The organism is Plantactinospora sp. WMMB334, from assembly GCF_049179095.1.
Lineage (GTDB): Bacteria > Actinomycetota > Actinomycetes > Mycobacteriales > Micromonosporaceae > Plantactinospora.
Genome location: NZ_JBMHME010000002.1, coordinates 4,729,114 through 4,744,480, shown reverse-complemented (window position 1 = coordinate 4,744,480; position 15,367 = coordinate 4,729,114). Strand labels below are relative to the sequence as shown.

General features: G+C 72.9%; 10 protein-coding genes. 4 read left to right on the top strand and 6 right to left on the bottom strand.

What is annotated here, in order from left to right; genetic code table 11:
- The first annotated feature begins 88 nt into the window (after positions 1-88).
- The 3 genes from ACN27G_RS20140 (at position 89) to ACN27G_RS20130 (ending at position 3,023) form a co-directional block, all read left to right on the top strand.
- Positions 89-1,150 (top strand): amidohydrolase family protein, encoded by a 1,062-nt coding sequence (locus tag ACN27G_RS20140; RefSeq protein WP_421494327.1) that lies wholly within the window; start codon positions 89-91, stop codon positions 1,148-1,150.
- A 110-nt stretch (positions 1,151-1,260) separates the two neighbouring features.
- Positions 1,261-2,556 carry a DNA polymerase IV gene (locus tag ACN27G_RS20135; protein WP_421494326.1) on the top strand — a complete coding sequence of 432 codons (1,296 nt, stop codon included), beginning with the start codon at positions 1,261-1,263 and terminating at the stop codon, positions 2,554-2,556.
- 80 nt (positions 2,557-2,636) lie between these two features.
- Positions 2,637-3,023: a DUF3040 domain-containing protein gene (locus tag ACN27G_RS20130; protein WP_101367165.1), complete on the top strand. Its 387-nt coding sequence runs from the start codon at positions 2,637-2,639 to the stop codon at positions 3,021-3,023.
- Between the two features lie 247 nt (positions 3,024-3,270).
- Here ACN27G_RS20130 and ACN27G_RS20125 read toward each other — a convergent pair whose 3' ends face one another.
- From ACN27G_RS20125 to ACN27G_RS20115, 3 genes are read right to left on the bottom strand one after another with little or no spacing between them, the layout of a single operon-like run.
- On the bottom strand, positions 3,271-5,751 hold the full coding sequence (locus ACN27G_RS20125; RefSeq protein WP_421494325.1) for a transglutaminase TgpA family protein: 2,481 nt from the start codon (positions 5,749-5,751) through the stop codon (positions 3,271-3,273).
- Positions 5,752-5,770: 19 nt separating this feature from the next.
- A complete protein-coding gene (locus tag ACN27G_RS20120; RefSeq protein ID WP_421494324.1) occupies positions 5,771-7,069 on the bottom strand; it encodes a DUF58 domain-containing protein in 1,299 nt (432 codons plus the stop codon).
- Positions 7,070-7,071: 2 nt separating this feature from the next.
- The gene (locus ACN27G_RS20115; protein WP_421494323.1) at positions 7,072-8,130 is read right to left on the bottom strand and encodes an AAA family ATPase; all 1,059 of its coding nucleotides are present in this window, start codon (positions 8,128-8,130) and stop codon (positions 7,072-7,074) included.
- A 423-nt stretch (positions 8,131-8,553) separates the two neighbouring features.
- Between ACN27G_RS20115 and leuS the strand changes: the two genes are divergently transcribed.
- Positions 8,554-11,397, top strand: coding sequence for a leucine--tRNA ligase (gene leuS / locus ACN27G_RS20110; protein ID WP_421494322.1), 2,844 nt, complete (start codon positions 8,554-8,556; stop codon positions 11,395-11,397).
- 67 nt (positions 11,398-11,464) lie between these two features.
- Here the strand turns inward: leuS and ACN27G_RS20105 are convergent, their stop codons facing one another.
- From ACN27G_RS20105 to ACN27G_RS20095, 3 genes are read right to left on the bottom strand one after another with little or no spacing between them, the layout of a single operon-like run.
- The gene (locus tag ACN27G_RS20105; RefSeq protein ID WP_421494321.1) at positions 11,465-13,708 is read right to left on the bottom strand and encodes a xanthine dehydrogenase family protein molybdopterin-binding subunit; all 2,244 of its coding nucleotides are present in this window, start codon (positions 13,706-13,708) and stop codon (positions 11,465-11,467) included.
- 13 nt (positions 13,709-13,721) lie between these two features.
- The gene (locus ACN27G_RS20100) at positions 13,722-14,738 is read right to left on the bottom strand and encodes an FAD binding domain-containing protein (RefSeq protein WP_421494320.1); all 1,017 of its coding nucleotides are present in this window, start codon (positions 14,736-14,738) and stop codon (positions 13,722-13,724) included.
- Positions 14,725-15,231: a (2Fe-2S)-binding protein gene (locus ACN27G_RS20095; protein ID WP_421497397.1), complete on the bottom strand. Its 507-nt coding sequence runs from the start codon at positions 15,229-15,231 to the stop codon at positions 14,725-14,727. Before ACN27G_RS20095 ends, ACN27G_RS20100 begins: the two co-directional genes overlap by 14 nt.
- Between the last annotated feature and the right edge of the window lie 136 nt (positions 15,232-15,367).

Genomic DNA, 15,367 nt, shown 5'->3' with positions numbered 1-15,367 from the left:
GGTCGTGACTCGGTAGCCTCGAATGCGCCGGACGGCGTGTCGAGCATGCCGCCCGGGTCGGCTGGGACTCGGGCGCGGGGGTGGGCTGGTGGCGGTACTGCGGGTCCGTGGTTTCGCGCTTCCCGAGGCGGAACCGGTCGACCTTTATGCCGACGGCGACAGATGGACCTCGGATCCGGTCGCCGGCGCCGAGCTGGTAGCCGAAGGCTGGTTGTTGCCCGGATTGGTCGACGCGCACACGCATCCAGGAGCGGAGGCACCGGGACGACCACTGGATCCCGATGTCCTGCGGGAGGATCTTCGGGCGCATCTGGCGTCGGGAGTCGCGCTCATCCGGGCTCCCGGTCTTGCGGGCGATCCGCCTGACTGGTTCGGTCTCGCGGACGACAGCCCACGAGCCTTCCATGCTGGTCCGTGGATCGCTCAGCACGGACAGTTCTTCGAGGGCTGGGGCCGCCGTCCGGAGCCGGCCGAGTTGCCCGCCGTCGCGGCCGAGCAGGCGGCTCGTACCGGGTGGGCGAAAATCGTGATCGATTGGCGTTTCGGTGACGACGTCATGCCGGTGGAGGTACTGCGCGAGGCTGTCGCTCACGTACACGCGGTGGGCGGGCGTCTTGCGGTGCACTCACAGCACTCCGCCGGTGGCACGGTCGCGGTCGAGGCCGGGGTGGACTCGGTGGAACACGGCATGGGGTTGGACCCCACGTTGCTGCCACGCATGGCCGAGCAGGGCATCGCGCTGACGCCGACACTCTCGGTGATCACGGCTTCCCTGCGGCGGATCTCCGCCGAGCCGGACAGCTCACGCAAGCGGTGGTACGTGTCGGGAGCGAGCGTGCACGGCCGGCTCACGGCTGCCGCCGTCGAGGCCGGCGTCACCGTGCTGGCGGGTACGGACTCACGCCCACACGGCGGCATCGTCAATGAGATCCGCACTCTGGTGGTCGCCGGCGTGTCACCACACGAGGCGATCGCCGCCGCCTCCTGGACGGCCAGGTCCTATCTCGGTCTGCCCGGCCTGGTGGAGGGAGCCCCGGCCGATGCGGTCGTCTTCGACGCCGATCCCCGGAGCGACCTCGACCAACTCGACAGGCCGCGCGCGGTCATCGTCCGCGGTAAGTGTCTGCATCGCCGCCCTGATCCTCGATGACCGCAACAACCTCGACCGCCACCCCAGCCGGTTTCCCGCCGCGGGCCAGCCCGGACGTGGGGTCGTTCCCGGGCGGCGCGGACGTCGTACCCCCGGGTTAGCCTGCCGGTATGGGTCGCAGCCAGTCCGTGCCACGTGGTAGTGATCCGCGTTTCGGTGCGGACGCCGACGACTCCGGCTCGCCGATCCTGCACGTCGACATGGACGCCTTCTTCGTCGCGGTCGAGGTCCGCCGCCGGCCCGAGCTGCGCGGCCGGCCCGTCGTGGTCGGCGGGGTCGGCGCACGCGGCGTGGTCAGCTCGGCCAGCTACGAGGCTCGGGCGTACGGCGTGCGCAGCGCCATGCCGGCGATGCGGGCCCGGGCGCTCTGCCCGTCGGCGGTCTTCCTGCCGCCCGACTTCGCGCAGTACACGGCCGCCTCCCGGGCGGTGATGGAGATCTTCCGCGACGTGACCCCGCTGGTGGAGCCACTCTCGCTGGACGAGGCGTTCCTCGACGTGGCCGGGGCGCGCAAGCTGCTCGGTCCGCCGGCCGGGATCGCCCGGCTGATCCGGGCCCGGGTCGCCGAGCAGGAGCAGCTGACCTGCTCGGTCGGGGTGGCGCCGACCAAGTTCGTGGCCAAGCTCGGCTCCACTCGGGCCAAGCCGGACGGGATGATCGTGGTTCCCGCCGGCCAGGTGCTCGACTTCCTGCATCCGCTGCCGGTCGAGGCGCTCTGGGGGGTGGGGGAGCGGGCGGCCGAGACGCTGCGCCGGCTCGGCCTGCGGACGGTCCGGGACATCGCCGAGGCGCCGATCGGGCTGCTCCGCACCGGCGTGGGCGAGGCGGCCGCCACCCACCTGCACGAGCTGGCCTGGGGGCGGGATCCGCGCCGGGTCAGCCCGGAGCACGCGGAGAAGTCGATCGGCGCCGAGGTCACCTTCGACACCGACCTGGCCGAGCCGGAGGCGATCCGCCGGGCGCTGCTCGCGCTCGCCGACAAGGTCGGGGTCCGGCTGCGCCGGGCCGGGCAGGTGGGGCGGACGGTGTCGATCAAGGTCCGGTTCGCCGACTTCCGGACGGTCAACCGGTCCCGCACCCTCACGGGGGCGACCGACAGCACCCGGGAGGTGTTCGACACCGCCTGGGCGTTGTTCGACGCCCTCGCCCCGGGTGACCGGATCCGGCTGATCGGCGTACGGGTCGAGGGGCTCAGCGACGGCGACCAGACACCCCGGCAGCTCGCGCTCGACGCGCCCGAACACGGCTGGCGGGACGCGGAGGCGGCCGCCGATGCCGCCGCTGCCCGATTCGGGCGTTCCATGGTGCGTCCCGCGAGCCTGTTGGGGCGCGGCGACCTGCGGCGGACGGAAAATCAGGCCCGGCCATGGGTCGTCCCGCTTTCCGACCCGCGACCCCCCTCGTAGACTGGCGGGTAAGCAGCCGGTTGGGCTGCCACGGTCTGTCGGTCCGACCGGACCGACCAACGTGACCGGGGAGGAGTGCCGTGCCGCTCTCGGAGCACGAGCAGCGGCTGTTCGAACAGATCGAGCAGTCGCTTGCCGAGGACCCAAAGTTCGCCTCGGCTGTGCGCGCCAGCGATCCGCGTTTCCACGCGCGGCGTCGCCTGCTCGTCGCGGTCAGCGTGATCATCGCTGGCCTTGCATTGGTCGTTTATGGCACGGTGAGCAAAACTCCGCTGCTCGGAGTGGCGGGTTTCGTAGTGATGCTCGGTGCGGCCGCCTTCGCGATGCTGTCGCAGCGCAAGGCGCAGTCACCGGACCTGCACGTGGTCGGCGGCACCACCAGCCGCCGCGTCCGCAGTGGGCGACGCCTGTCGTTGATCGACCGACTCGAGGAGAGGTGGCGTCAGCGGCCGGAAGGCCACCGCTGACCGTTTCCCGTCCGTGGGGCCCGCCCGCCCCGCTGACGGTACCGCCGGGAGCGTTCCCGGCGACCAGCGGCAATTCCCCATGCCCCGATAGCTGCTGCCGGCGGTGCGTCTCCGCCGGCCGTTTGCGTCCCGGTCGGGTTGCCGGCTTCCCGCGTCCCGGTCAGTGGCAAGGACCGTCCCCGGTCAGTGGCAAGACGGAGGGACCCGGCCCCGCAGGTCGCGAGGGCGGGTCCGTCTGTCCACCCGTTCAGCGGGACGGGCGGCCGGCCAGGACGCGCCGGGGGCTGAACCGCAGCATCCGCTCGCGGAACCGGCCGCTCAGCCCGACGAAGCCGGCCGAGGCATCCATGACCGCCAAGCGCCAGCGGAGCAGCACCGAGGGCGGCAGGGTCGACGCCACCAGCCGGGTACGCCGATCGGCTCCGGCGCGCAGCGCCCGGCGTACCGAGCGGAGGGCGTCGCCGAGCGGACCGTGCCGCAGCGGCTCCCGGGCGTACCGGGCCCGCTCCTCGGCGCGGGCGAGCAGGCGTACCGCCTCCTCGGCGTTGCTCGCGGACAGGTCCTCCCGGGCCAGCCGTTCGGCGGTGGCCCGGGGCGTCTCCGCCGGATCCACCGTGACCCGGAAGTCGACAAGGGTGTCGACCAGTTCGTCCCAGGCGGCGTGCGCGTCGGCCCGGGCCCGGGCGAGCTCGGAGTCGCTGAGCATCACCCGGGCCACCCCGGGCGCCGCGCTCCCGTCCGCCGCCACCGACGCCAGGGTGCTGGCCGCGGCGGCGGCCCGGGTCTGCCGGCGGCGGCGCAGCAGCACCCGCCGGAGGGCGGGGACGGCGAGCAGCAGCACCAGCAGCACGGCACCGGCGAGCACCCAGAGCGGCCACCGCGGGCCGCCCGCCGGAGCGATCCCGGCACCGCCGTCGAAGGCCTCATCGAGTTCGCGATCCGAGCCGTCCGGCGATTCCGGCCCGGCCGACGGGTCGGCGCCCTGGCCGCCCGGCGTCGTCGGGGTGGTCGCGCTCTCCTCCGGCGCGTCCGGATCCGGCGCCCAGCCGGACCGGACCGAGCCGGTGACGCTGGCCGCCGGGGTGGCGTCGAACGGCACCCAGCCGACCCCGGTGAAGTAGACCTCGGTCCAGGCGTGCAGGTTGTTGTTGGTCAACGTGTAGGTGTTGCCGGACCGGTTGGCGCTGGTGAAGCCGAAGGCCACCCGGGCCGGGACACCGGCCTCGCGGACCAGCCAGGTCATCGCGGCGGCGTACTGCTGGCAGAAGCCGACCTTGTTGGTGAGGAAGTTGACGATGTCCTGCCCACTGGTCCCACCCTCGGTGTTGAGGGCGTAGCTGAAGCCGTTCTTCCGGGAGAAGTGGTCGTAGATGGCCCGGACCCGCTCGTAGTCGTTGCGCTTGCCGGCGGTCAGCCGCTCGACGAGTTCCTCGACCTCCCGCACCGGCTCGACCGTCGTGTAGAGCTTCCGGAACGCGTGCTCCGGCGCCAGGGTCGGCGCCGCCGCGAGCGCGGCCGGGGTGTATTCCGACCGGACGAAGTCGAAGGAGTAGTTCCGGCCCCGCGACGACGCCCGCTCCGAGTAGACGACCTGCATGGTCGGGTCGTAGCGCCAGTTCCCGTCGATGCCGCGGGTGGTCACCGGCGCGGTGTAGACCGGCAGGAACGGCATGACGAAGTCGACGATCTCGACCTGGGCCTCGTACTGGGTCCGGCTGATCCCCCGGTCCTCGCTCCGGCTCAGCTCGCGGGGGACCGGCAGTCCCTGGGTCACCGGCGTCCCCTCCGGGGAACGCGGCCCGAAGCCGGTGCGCTCGAAGTCGTCGGCGACCGCGAAGCGCAGATAGAACGGGTCCGGGTCGTTCGTCGTCACCTTGACCATGTCGCGCTGCTCGGAGCGATTCAGCTCGCCGCTGAGCTGGGCGAAGAGGTTGACCCTGCCCGGCGAGCCGCCCGCGCCGGGCCGGCCGCTGCCGTCGCCGCTGCCACCGCTGCCGAACTGGCTGAGCAGTCCCGAGGTCATCCCCGGTACGGCCAGCGGCAGCAGTACGGCGACCGCGACCCCGATGACCGCCAACCGGCGGCCGGCGGCGGCCAGCGGCGACGGCTCCCAGACATCCACGTCCCGGCCGTCGCCGGTGAATCGGCGCCCGAAGTGGCGGACCCGGTCGACGTTGTCGGCGGCGAGCAGCCAGAGGAAGCCGGCGGCCCCGATCACGAACGGCACCGCCGAGACGCTGTCGACGTGCACCGCCACCGGCACCGAGTAGATCGCCAGCATCGGCAGCCCGGCCAGGGCGGGGCGGCGCATCCCGACGGTGAGCACGTCCACCACGACCGCCACCCCACCGACGCCGAGCGCGGTGAGGAAGAGCAGCGAGTCGAGATCCTCCACCGGCACCCCGTACGCCCGCATGTCCTCGCCCGAGCTGGCCAGCAGCGAGGCGAAGTGGGTGAGGGTGGCCGGCGTGGGCAGCAGCGCCATCAGTTCCTGCCCGCTCGGGAAGATCCAGGTCAGCCCGAACAGCAGTGCCGTGGCCATGGCGAGCGCCTGGGCCCAGACCGGTGCCCGCCACCACCTGGCCAGGGTGGCCGCGCCGGCGACCAGGCCGACGACGACCGCGCACTGCACCAGCCAGGTCCACCGGTCGTAGATGGTGGACATCGGGGCGGCGGCGAGCAGGGTGGCGGCGGCCGCCACGAATCCCAGGTGTCGGCGTCCCCTCATCGGTCCTCTCCGTCCTTGGTCACCGCACCCCGCCGGCGACCGTCTCGGCGAGCGCGGCCCGCCAGGCGAAACCCTGCGAGCCCCGGGCGGCCTGCGGCCAGAGCGCCGGCAGCTTGCTGCCGTGCTCGACCCCGACCACCCGCCAGCCGCTCTGCATCAGCCCGAGCGCCGCGGCGCCGTGGGCGCGGTTCGCCTCCTCCCTGGCCTGTGGGGTGAGGTTGAGCCAGGTCGAACTGTCCACCAGGAAGGCGATGCAGGTCACGCCGTTGCCGCGCAGCCCGGCCAGCAGGTCCGCCTCGGCGGCGGTGAGCGTGCCGAGCAGGGCGATGACGAGCCCGCCGTCGGAGCGCTGCCGGACCCGCTCGACGAGCGTCGCCACGTCGCCGCGCTGGCTGAGCCGGACGTCGGCGAGGTAGTCCAGCAGCAGCCCCTCGCCGCCGGCGTCGTTGGCGTTCGCGTCGATGCCGGAGTCGCTGACCAGCCGCAGCTTGTAGCCGGCCTGCCGCAGGTGCACGGCGATGCTGGCCACCGCCGAGACCGCCCACTCGAAGCTCGCGGTCGGCCCCTCGCCCCGGTGCGCGAACGCCCGGGTGTCCAGCACCACCGTGGCCCGGCTCTCCCAGGGCTGCTCCTCGCGGCGCACCATCAGCTCGCCGGTGCGGGCGGTCGACTTCCAGTGCACCCGGCGCAGGTCGTCGCCGCGGCGGTATTCCCGGGTCGCCGCGTCGTCCTCGCCGTGCACCGCCACCGACCGGGCCCGGCTCTCCCCGGTGCCCGCGTACTCGCCGGCCACCCGGACCGAGGGGAGCGGGGTGACCTGGGGGATGACGGTGAGCGGGTCGACGCTGGGGAAGGCCCGGGTCAGCTCGCAGAGCCCGAACGGGTCGGTCAGCCGGATCACCAGCGGGCCGACCTCGTAGCGGCCGCGCACGTCGGCCCGGACCGTGTACGCCACCGAGCTGGCCTGGTGCGCGCCGAGCCGTTCCAGCACCACCCGGGGACGGCTGCCGAGGGCGTACGGCAGCCGGTCCTCCAGCAGCAGAGTCCCGGTGGGGAGCCGGGACATGTTCTGTAACCGGAGCACCACCCGGGAACTCGCCCCGACCGGCACCCGGTGCGGCTCCAGCGAGCGGCTGCAGGCGAGCTTGTAGCGGCTGCGCCCGACGTAGAGCGCGGCGAGCAGCGGCAGGACGCCGAGCAGGACCGCCACCCGGAGCAGGTCCTTCTCGCCGAGGATCAGCGCGGAGATCGCCGCCGCCACGGCGGCGGCCAGGAAGGACCGCCCCCGGGTGGTGAGCCCCTGCAGCGCCTCGCGCACCGTCACCGCCTCCGCGGCTCGTACTCGGAGCGTCCGGTGCCGTCGCCGGAGGAGGGCCGGGTGTCGTACGGCGAGCGCTGCCGCTCGTGCGGCAACGGCAGCCGGTGCACCAGCTCGGAGATGATCGCGTCGGTGGTGCGCCGGGAGAGCTGCGCGTCGGCGGTGGAGAGCACCCGGTGCGCGAGCACCGGCACGGCGAGCGCCTGCAGGTCGTCGGGGAGCACGTAGTCGCGCCCCTCCAGGGCGGCCACCGCCCGGGCGGTGCGCAGCAGTTGCAGGGTGGCCCGGGGGGAGGCGCCGAGCCGCAGGTCGGGGGCTTCCCGGGTGGCGGTGACCAGGTCGACGGCGTACTGCTTGACCGCGTCGGCGACGTGCACGTCGCGTACCGTGGCGATCAGCTTGCGCACGGTGGCGGCGTCGGAGACCGGGCGGAGCTCCTGGAGCGGGTCCCGGCCGCCGTGCACGTCCAGCATGGCCAGCTCGGCGCCGGAGTCGGGGTAACCCATCGCGATCCGGGCGGTGAACCGGTCGCGCTGCGCCTCCGGCAGCGGATAGGTCCCCTCCATCTCGATCGGGTTCTGGGTGGCGATGACCATGAACGGCGTCTGTAGCTCGTAGGTGACGCCATCGACGGTGACCTGCCGCTCCTCCATGCACTCCAGCAGCGCGGACTGGGTCTTCGGGGAGGCCCGGTTGATCTCGTCGCCGACCACCAGGTTGGCGAAGACCGCCCCGGGGCGGAACTCGAAGTCGTGGGTCTCCTGGTTGTAGACGCTGACCCCGGTCACGTCACTGGGCAGCAGGTCGGGGGTGAACTGGATGCGCCGGACCGAACAGTCGATCGACCGGGCGAGCGCCTTGGCCAGCTTGGTCTTGCCGACGCCCGGCACGTCCTCGATCAGCAGGTGACCCTCGGCCAGCAGGACGGCGAGCGCCAGCCGGACCGTGGCCGTCTTGCCCTCGATGACCTCCTCGATGTTGGCCACGATCGCGTCGCTGGCGGCGCGGAACTGGTCGCTCGGCAGCGTCCCACCCAGCTCGTCCCAGGTCTGTGAAGTCACGGGCCTCCTCCTCGTCGGTCACGGCCACCGCTTGTAAGAGTCGCTGGGGTGGTCCGATGGTTCGCGGGAGAGTACGTCCGTCCGGAGTAACCGGATCACCCGCATCACTTCAGGCTAACCGTATTCCTCGGCGGAGCCGAGCACACCCGAGCACACCCGGGTGCCCGGAGGTCGGATCCTCCCCGGGCATACGGGTGCGACGGGCCGAGCGGGGCCGGGGTACGATGAGCGCATGTCACGGGTCCACCTGCTCCTTAGCGAGCCGTGCTGACGCGACAGAGAGCGACAGCACGGCTACCCCTCCTGTGTGAGGGGCTTTTTTGTGCCCGGAGAACGGACCCGGCCCACGAACCCGAATCCTGATGCCCAGCCAGCCCGGTCGACCAGGGCGAGCGACGACGGACGTAGCGAGGAGAGGACGACATGACGACCGAGGCAGCGGAGCCGGCGGCGGACATCCCGCCGTTCCGGTACACCGCCGAGCTGGCCGGCGAGATCGAGATCCGCTGGCAGGACCGGTGGGCCGAGCGGGGCACCTTCCGGGCGCCGAACCCGACCGGCCCGCTGGCCGACCCCGGCCACCCCCGGGCGGACGCCGAGAAGCTGTTCGTGCTGGACATGTTCCCCTACCCGTCGGGGGCGGGGCTGCACGTCGGGCATCCGCTGGGCTACATCGGCACCGACTGCTACGCCCGCTACCAGCGGATGGCCGGGCGCAACGTGCTGCACACCATGGGCTTCGACGCCTTCGGGCTGCCCGCCGAGCAGTACGCGGTGCAGACCGGCACCCACCCGCGGACCACCACCGAGGCGAACATCGGCTACTACCGGTCACAACTGCGCCGGCTGGGGCTGGGGCACGACGACCGGCGCTCGGTGGCGACGATCGACACCGCCTACTACCGCTGGACGCAGTGGATCTTCCTGCAGGTCTTCAACTCCTGGTACGACACCTCCGCCCGACGGGCCCGGCCGATCGCGGAGCTGGTCGGCGAGTTCGAGGCCGGCACCCGGCCCACCCCGGACGGCCGCCCCTGGGCCGGGCTGTCCGCGGACGAGCGGCGCCGGATCGTCGACGACCACCGGCTGGCGTACGTCTCCGAGGCGCCGGTCAACTGGTGCCCGGGGCTGGGCACGGTGCTGGCGAACGAGGAGGTCACCCCGGACGGCCGCTCCGACCGGGGCAACTTCCCGGTCTTCAAGCGCAGCCTGAAGCAGTGGATGATGCGGATCACCGCGTACGCCGACCGGCTGATCGAGGACCTGGAGGCGCTGGACTGGCCCGAGCCGATCAAGCTGCAGCAGCGGAACTGGATCGGCCGGTCGACCGGCGCGCACATCGAGTTCCCGACCGCCGCCGCGCCGATCCGGGTCTTCACCACCCGGCCGGACACCGTCTTCGGCGCCACCTACCTGGTGCTGGCGCCGGAGCATCCGCTGGTCGAGGCGCTGGTCGGCGACGCCTGGCCGGCGGGGACGAAGGAGGTCTGGACCGGCGGGCAGCCGACCCCCCGGGCCGCGGTGGCGACCTACCGGACGGCGGCCTCGGCAAAGACCGACGTCGAGCGGCAGGCGGAGAACCGGGAGAAGACCGGCGTCTTCGTCGGGGCGTACGCCACCAACCCGGTGAACGGCGCGCAGATCCCGATCTTCGTCGCCGACTACGTGCTGGCCGGCTACGGCACCGGTGCGATCATGGCCGTCCCCGGGCAGGACGAGCGGGACTGGGAGTTCGCCGAGGTCTTCGACCTGCCGATCGTCCGCACCGTGCAGCCGCCGGAGGGCTTCGACGGCAGGGCGTACCCCGGTGAGGGTCCGGCGATCAACAGCGCCGCGCCGGCGGGCGGCCCGGACCTGGACGGGCTGACCGTCGCCGACGCCAAGGCCAGGATCGTCGAGTGGCTGGAGGCGCACGGGCACGGCTCCGGCGCGGTCACCTACCGGCTGCGGGACTGGCTGTTCAGCCGGCAGCGCTACTGGGGCGAGCCGTTCCCGATCGTCTACGACGAGCAGGGCAACCCGGCCGCGCTGCCCGAGTCGATGCTGCCGGTCGAACTGCCCGAGGTGGACGACTTCGCGCCGCGCACCTTCGACCCGGACGACGCCGACTCCGAGCCGGAGACGCCGCTGTCCCGGCGCAAGGACTGGGTCGAGGTCGAGCTGGACCTGGGCGACGGGCCGAGACGCTACACCCGGGAGACCAACGTGATGCCGCAGTGGGCCGGCTCCTGCTGGTACGAGCTGCGCTACCTGGACCCGACCAACACCGACCGCTTCGTCGACCCGGCCAACGAGCGCTACTGGATGGGCCCGCAGGCGCCGGGCGACTGCGGCGGCGTCGACCTGTACGTCGGCGGCCAGGAGCACGCCGTGCTGCACCTGCTGTACGCCCGCTTCTGGCACAAGGTCCTGTTCGACCTGGGCCATGTCTCCTCCTTCGAGCCGTACCGGCGGCTGTACAACCAGGGCATGATCCAGGCGTACGCCTTCCAGAACGACCGGGGTGGCTACGTCGAGGCCGCCGAGGTGGAGGAGGTCGACGGCCGTTACTACCTCGGCGACCAGCAGGTCACCCGGGTCTACGGCAAGATGGGCAAGTCGCTGCGGAACGTGGTGACCCCGGACGAGATGTGCGAGGCGTACGGCGCCGACACGTTCCGGGTCTACGAGATGTCGATGGGCCCGCTGGACGTCTCCCGGCCCTGGGAGACCCGGGCAGTGGTCGGGGCCTACCGGTTCCTGCAACGGGTCTGGCGGACGATCGTCGACGAGCAGACCGGCGAGCTGCGGGTCACGGACGCGCCGGCCGACGAGGAGACCCGCCGGCTGCTGCACCGGATCGTGGACGGGGTCCGCGCCGACCTGGACGGCATCCGGCTGAACACCGCGATCGCCAAGCTGATCGAGCTGACCAACGGGCTGACCCGGCTGGCGGCGACCCCGCGCGAGGTGGCCGAGCCGCTGCTGCTGATGCTGTCGCCGTTCGCCCCGCACCTGGCGGAGGAGCTGTGGGCGCGGCTGGGGCACACCGGGTCGCTGGCGTACGAACCCTTCCCGGAGGCCGACCCGAGCCTGCTGGTCGCCGAGACGGTGACGTACCCGGTGCAGGTCAACGGCAAGGTCCGGGGCCGGGTGGAGGTGCCGGCGGAGGCGGCCGAGCCGGCGGTCCGGGCGGCGGCGCTGGCGGCGGTCGCCGACCAGCTGGCCGGCCGCGAACCCCGAAAGGTGATCGTGATCCCCGGCCGGATGGTCAGCGTCGTCGCCTGAGCGGAGCGCGGTGTTAGGAGGGGGCCCTTCTACAACTGAAAACGATAAGAAGGGGCCCTTCCTTGCACTACAGCAGTGCTTCGACGGTGATCGGGAGGTCGCGGATCCGGCGGCCGGTGGCGTGGTGCACGGCGTTGGCGATCGCGGCGGCGGTGCCGACCACCCCGATCTCGCCGACCCCCTTCACTCCCAGCGGGTTGACGACCGGGTCGGCGACCTCGATGGTGTCGACGACGATGTCCGGGGCGTCCGCGTTCACCGGCACCAGGTAGTCGGCGAGGCTGGCGTTCGCCCACCGCCCGGTGTGCGGGTCCATCCGGGTCGCCTCCAGCAGCGCCTGGCCCAGCCCCCAGATCATCCCGCCGAGGAGCTGGCTGTGCGTGGTCCGCCGGTTGAGGACCCGGCCCGGCGCGAAGACGCCGACCAGCCGGCGTAGCCGGACCAGCCCGAGGTCGGCGTCGACGGCCACCTCGGCGAACTGGGCACCGAAGGTGTGCAGGCCGTACCCGCCGCCGTCCGGTGGGGGCGGCTGCCAGCTGCCGAGCGTCTCGACGTCCGGCAGGTGGTTGCGCTGGAGCAGCTCGACGTAGCTCTCGCCGACCTCCGGGGAGTCCCGCCGGCACATCCGGCCGTCGCGGACGACGATCCCGTCCGGGTCGGCGCCGTGCAGCGGCGATCCGGCGTCGGCCACCGCCTGGGCCACGAGCTGGTCGCGCAGCGCGGTGCAGGCGAGGTGTACGGCGGAACTGGTCGAGCTGGCCCCGGCCGAGCCGACCGCCGCGGCGATGTTCGGCAGGTCGCTGCTGCCGCCGACGAACCGTACCCGGTCGAAGGGCAGTCCGAGGGCGTCCGCCGCGACCTGGGTCATCGCGGTGGGTGCGCCGGTGCCGAACTCGGCGATGCCGGCCTCGACGACGGCGCTGCCGTCGCGGTAGAGCCGGGCCCGGGCCCGCTGCGGGTTCATCGGTGCGGCGATCGGGTAGGCGGCGCTGGCCATGCCGGTGCCGATCAGCCAGTCACCGTCCCGCCGCTGCCCGGGTCGGGGGTCGCGCCCTGCCCACCCGAACAACTCGGCGCCGCGCTGGTAGCACTCCTTGAGCCCCTTGCTCGACCACGGGTTGCCGCTGCTCGGATCGACGTCGGCGTGGTTGCGCAGCCGCAGTTGCAGCGGGTCGACTCCCAGCTCGCAGGCGAGCTCGTCCATCGCCGACTCCAGCCCGAACATCCCGGTGGCCGCGCCCGGGGCGCGGGTGAAGGTCGGGCTGATGGTGTTGCCCCGGACCAGCCGGTAGCCGCCGGCGTAGCTGGGGCTGGCGTAGAGCACGGCCGGGGTTTCCAGGGAGGGCTCGGCCCAGTCGTCGTAGTGCGAGGTCAGCGAGAGTTTGTCGTGCCGCAGCGCCAGCAGGTTGCCGTCGGGGTCGGTGCCGAGGCTGATCTCCTGCTCCTGCTCCTCCCGGTGTCCGCAGGAGTGGAACATCTGGTCGCGGCTCAGCACCAGCCGGACCGGCCGGCCGACCTGCCGGGCGGCGAGCGCGGCCAGGGTGGGGTGCGCCCAGATCAGCGCCTTCGCGCCGAAGCTGCCGCCGACGAAGTGGCTGACCACGCGGATCCTGGTCGGCGCGAGCCCGAGGAGTTCGGCGACCGAGAGCTGGGTCGCGGTCGGGCCCTGGGTCGCGTCGTAGAGGGTCAGCCGGTCGCGGTCGTCCCAGACGGCGGTGGTGGTGGAGGGCTCGATCGGGTTGTGGTGGTTGGGCGCGTACCGGTATGTGGCGTCGAGCCTGACCGCCGCGTCCCGCAGCCCGGCCTCCGGGTCGCCCCGGGTGGGGCCGCGCCCCGGCAGCATCCCGCCGAAGATCTTCTCCGGCTCGTACGCCTGGTCGCGTGCCTGGTCGAGCAGGGTCACCGAGGGCGTCTCGGCATAGCTGACCTCGACCAGGGTGGCCGCGTGCTCGGCCCGCTCGATCGTGTCGGCGACCACCATCGCCACCGGCTGGCCGGCGTAGTGCACCACGTCGTCCTGCATCGGGAAGAAGCTCTGCCCGTGCGCCACCAGCCCGAACAGTCCCGGAAAGAGCCTCGGCCGGACTGCCACCCGGGGCAGGTCGAGATGGGTCAGCACCGCGTGCACGCCGTCGGCGACGCTGGCCCGGCGGCAGTCGATCCCGATGATCCGGCCGCTCGGCACCCGGGCACCGACCAGCACCGCGTGGGCGAGGTTCGGCAGGTTCAGTTCGCCGGAGTACCGGGCGGTGCCGGTGGTCTTCGCCAGGCCGTCCACCCGTTCGACGGCGGCGCCGAGTACCGGACTCACGATGCTGCTCCGCTCATGGTGGGTTCCCGTCGTCGCTGACCATGCGGGCGTCGCCGGTGACCGTCCGCAGCGCCCGGACAAGGGTGCGCCGGGCCAGCTCGATCTTGTATTCGTTCATCCCGTGCGGGACCGCGCCGGCCAGCTCCGCGTCGGCCGCCGCCCGGAACGTCTCGACGGTTGCCGGGGCGCCGACCAGCACCGACTCGGCCCGCCGGGCCCGCCAGGGCTTGGTCGCGACGCCACCGAGCGCCAGCCGTACGTCGGTGATCACTCCGGCGTCGAGCGCGACGGCGACCGCCGCCGAGGCGAGCGCGAACTCGTACGACTCCCGCTCCCGCACCTTCAGATAGATGGACGTACTGGCCATCGGCAGCGGCGGGACCTCGACGGCGACCACCAGTTCGCCGTGTGCGATCGCGTGCTCGCGGTCGGGACTGTCGCCGGGGAGCAGGAAGAAGTCGTCGGCGAGGAGCTGGCCGTGCCCGCGTGGCCCCTGGGTGAGCACCACGGCGTCCAGCGCGACCAGGGCGACGGCCAGGTCCGACGGGTGGGTGGCGATGCAGTGCGGGCTGGTGCCGAGGACGGCGTGGCCCCGGTTGACGCCGGTCAGCGCGGTGCAGCCGGTGCCCGGCTCACGCTTGTTGCACGGCGCTGCCACGTCCCGGAAGTAGCCGCAGCGGGTCCGCTGCATCAGGTTGCCGCCGATCGACGCCATGTTGCGCAACTGCGGGGAGGCGCCCGAGAGCAGGGCCTGGGTGATCATCGGGAACCGGCGCCGGACCGGCAGGGCCTGGGCCACGTCGCTCATCCGGGCGACGGCGCCGATCCGTACCCCACCGCCGGGGAGTTCGTCGACCTGGCGTAGCGGAAGGTCGTTGATGTCGACCAGCCGGCGGGACCGGGCCACGTAGACGCGTTGCAGGTCGACCTCGTTGGTGCCGCCGGCCAGGAAGGTGCTCTCCGGGTCGGCGGTGACGGTGCCGATCGCGGTGGCGACGTCCGCCACCCGGGAGTAGCTAAGCGGCCGCATCCGGTCCTCCGCTCCGGGCCTCGTCCCGGACCTGCCGGATCGCGGCCCGGATGTTCGGGTACGCCCCGCAGCGGCAGAGGTTGCCGCTCATCCACTCCCGGATGTCGGCGTCGTCGGCGGCGTGCCCCTCGGCCAGGAACGCCACCGCCGACATGATCTGACCGGGGGTGCAGTATCCGCACTGGAAGGCGTCCTGGTGCACGAACGCCTGTTGCATCGGATGCGGCGTCCCGTCCTCGGCGAGTCCCTCGATCGTGGTCACCTCGCGGGTCTCGCAGGCGATGGCGAGGGTGAGGCAGGCCAGCACCCGCCGCTTGTCGACCCAGACCGTGCAGGCGCCGCAGGCGCCCTGGTTGCAGCCCTTCTTGCTGCCGGTGAGGTCGAGCCGGTCCCGGAGCGCGTCCAGCAGGCTGACCCTGGGCTCGACCAGGAGGCTGCGGAGGGTGCCGTTGACGGAGAGCCGCACGACGACCGCGTTCGGGCCGCGTACCACGGCGGTGTCGGCGGTCTCCACCGCGCCGGCCGTCTCGGCGTACGACTTCACCCGGTCACCTCGCTGAACTCCGGTGTGCGACTGCCCCGGCGTCTGCTCGGGCGGCCACCCCAGCGTATCGCCGATCGCTACTTAT

Coding starts and splice junctions, on each gene's coding strand:
- ACN27G_RS20100 (WP_421494320.1), bottom strand. CDS start 14,738: ATGCGGCCGCTTAGCTACTCCCGGGTGGCGGACGTCGCCACCGCGATC.
- ACN27G_RS20125 (WP_421494325.1), bottom strand. CDS start 5,751: ATGAGGGGACGCCGACACCTGGGATTCGTGGCGGCCGCCGCCACCCTG.
- leuS (WP_421494322.1), top strand. CDS start 8,554: ATGACGACCGAGGCAGCGGAGCCGGCGGCGGACATCCCGCCGTTCCGG.
- ACN27G_RS20135 (WP_421494326.1), top strand. CDS start 1,261: ATGGGTCGCAGCCAGTCCGTGCCACGTGGTAGTGATCCGCGTTTCGGT.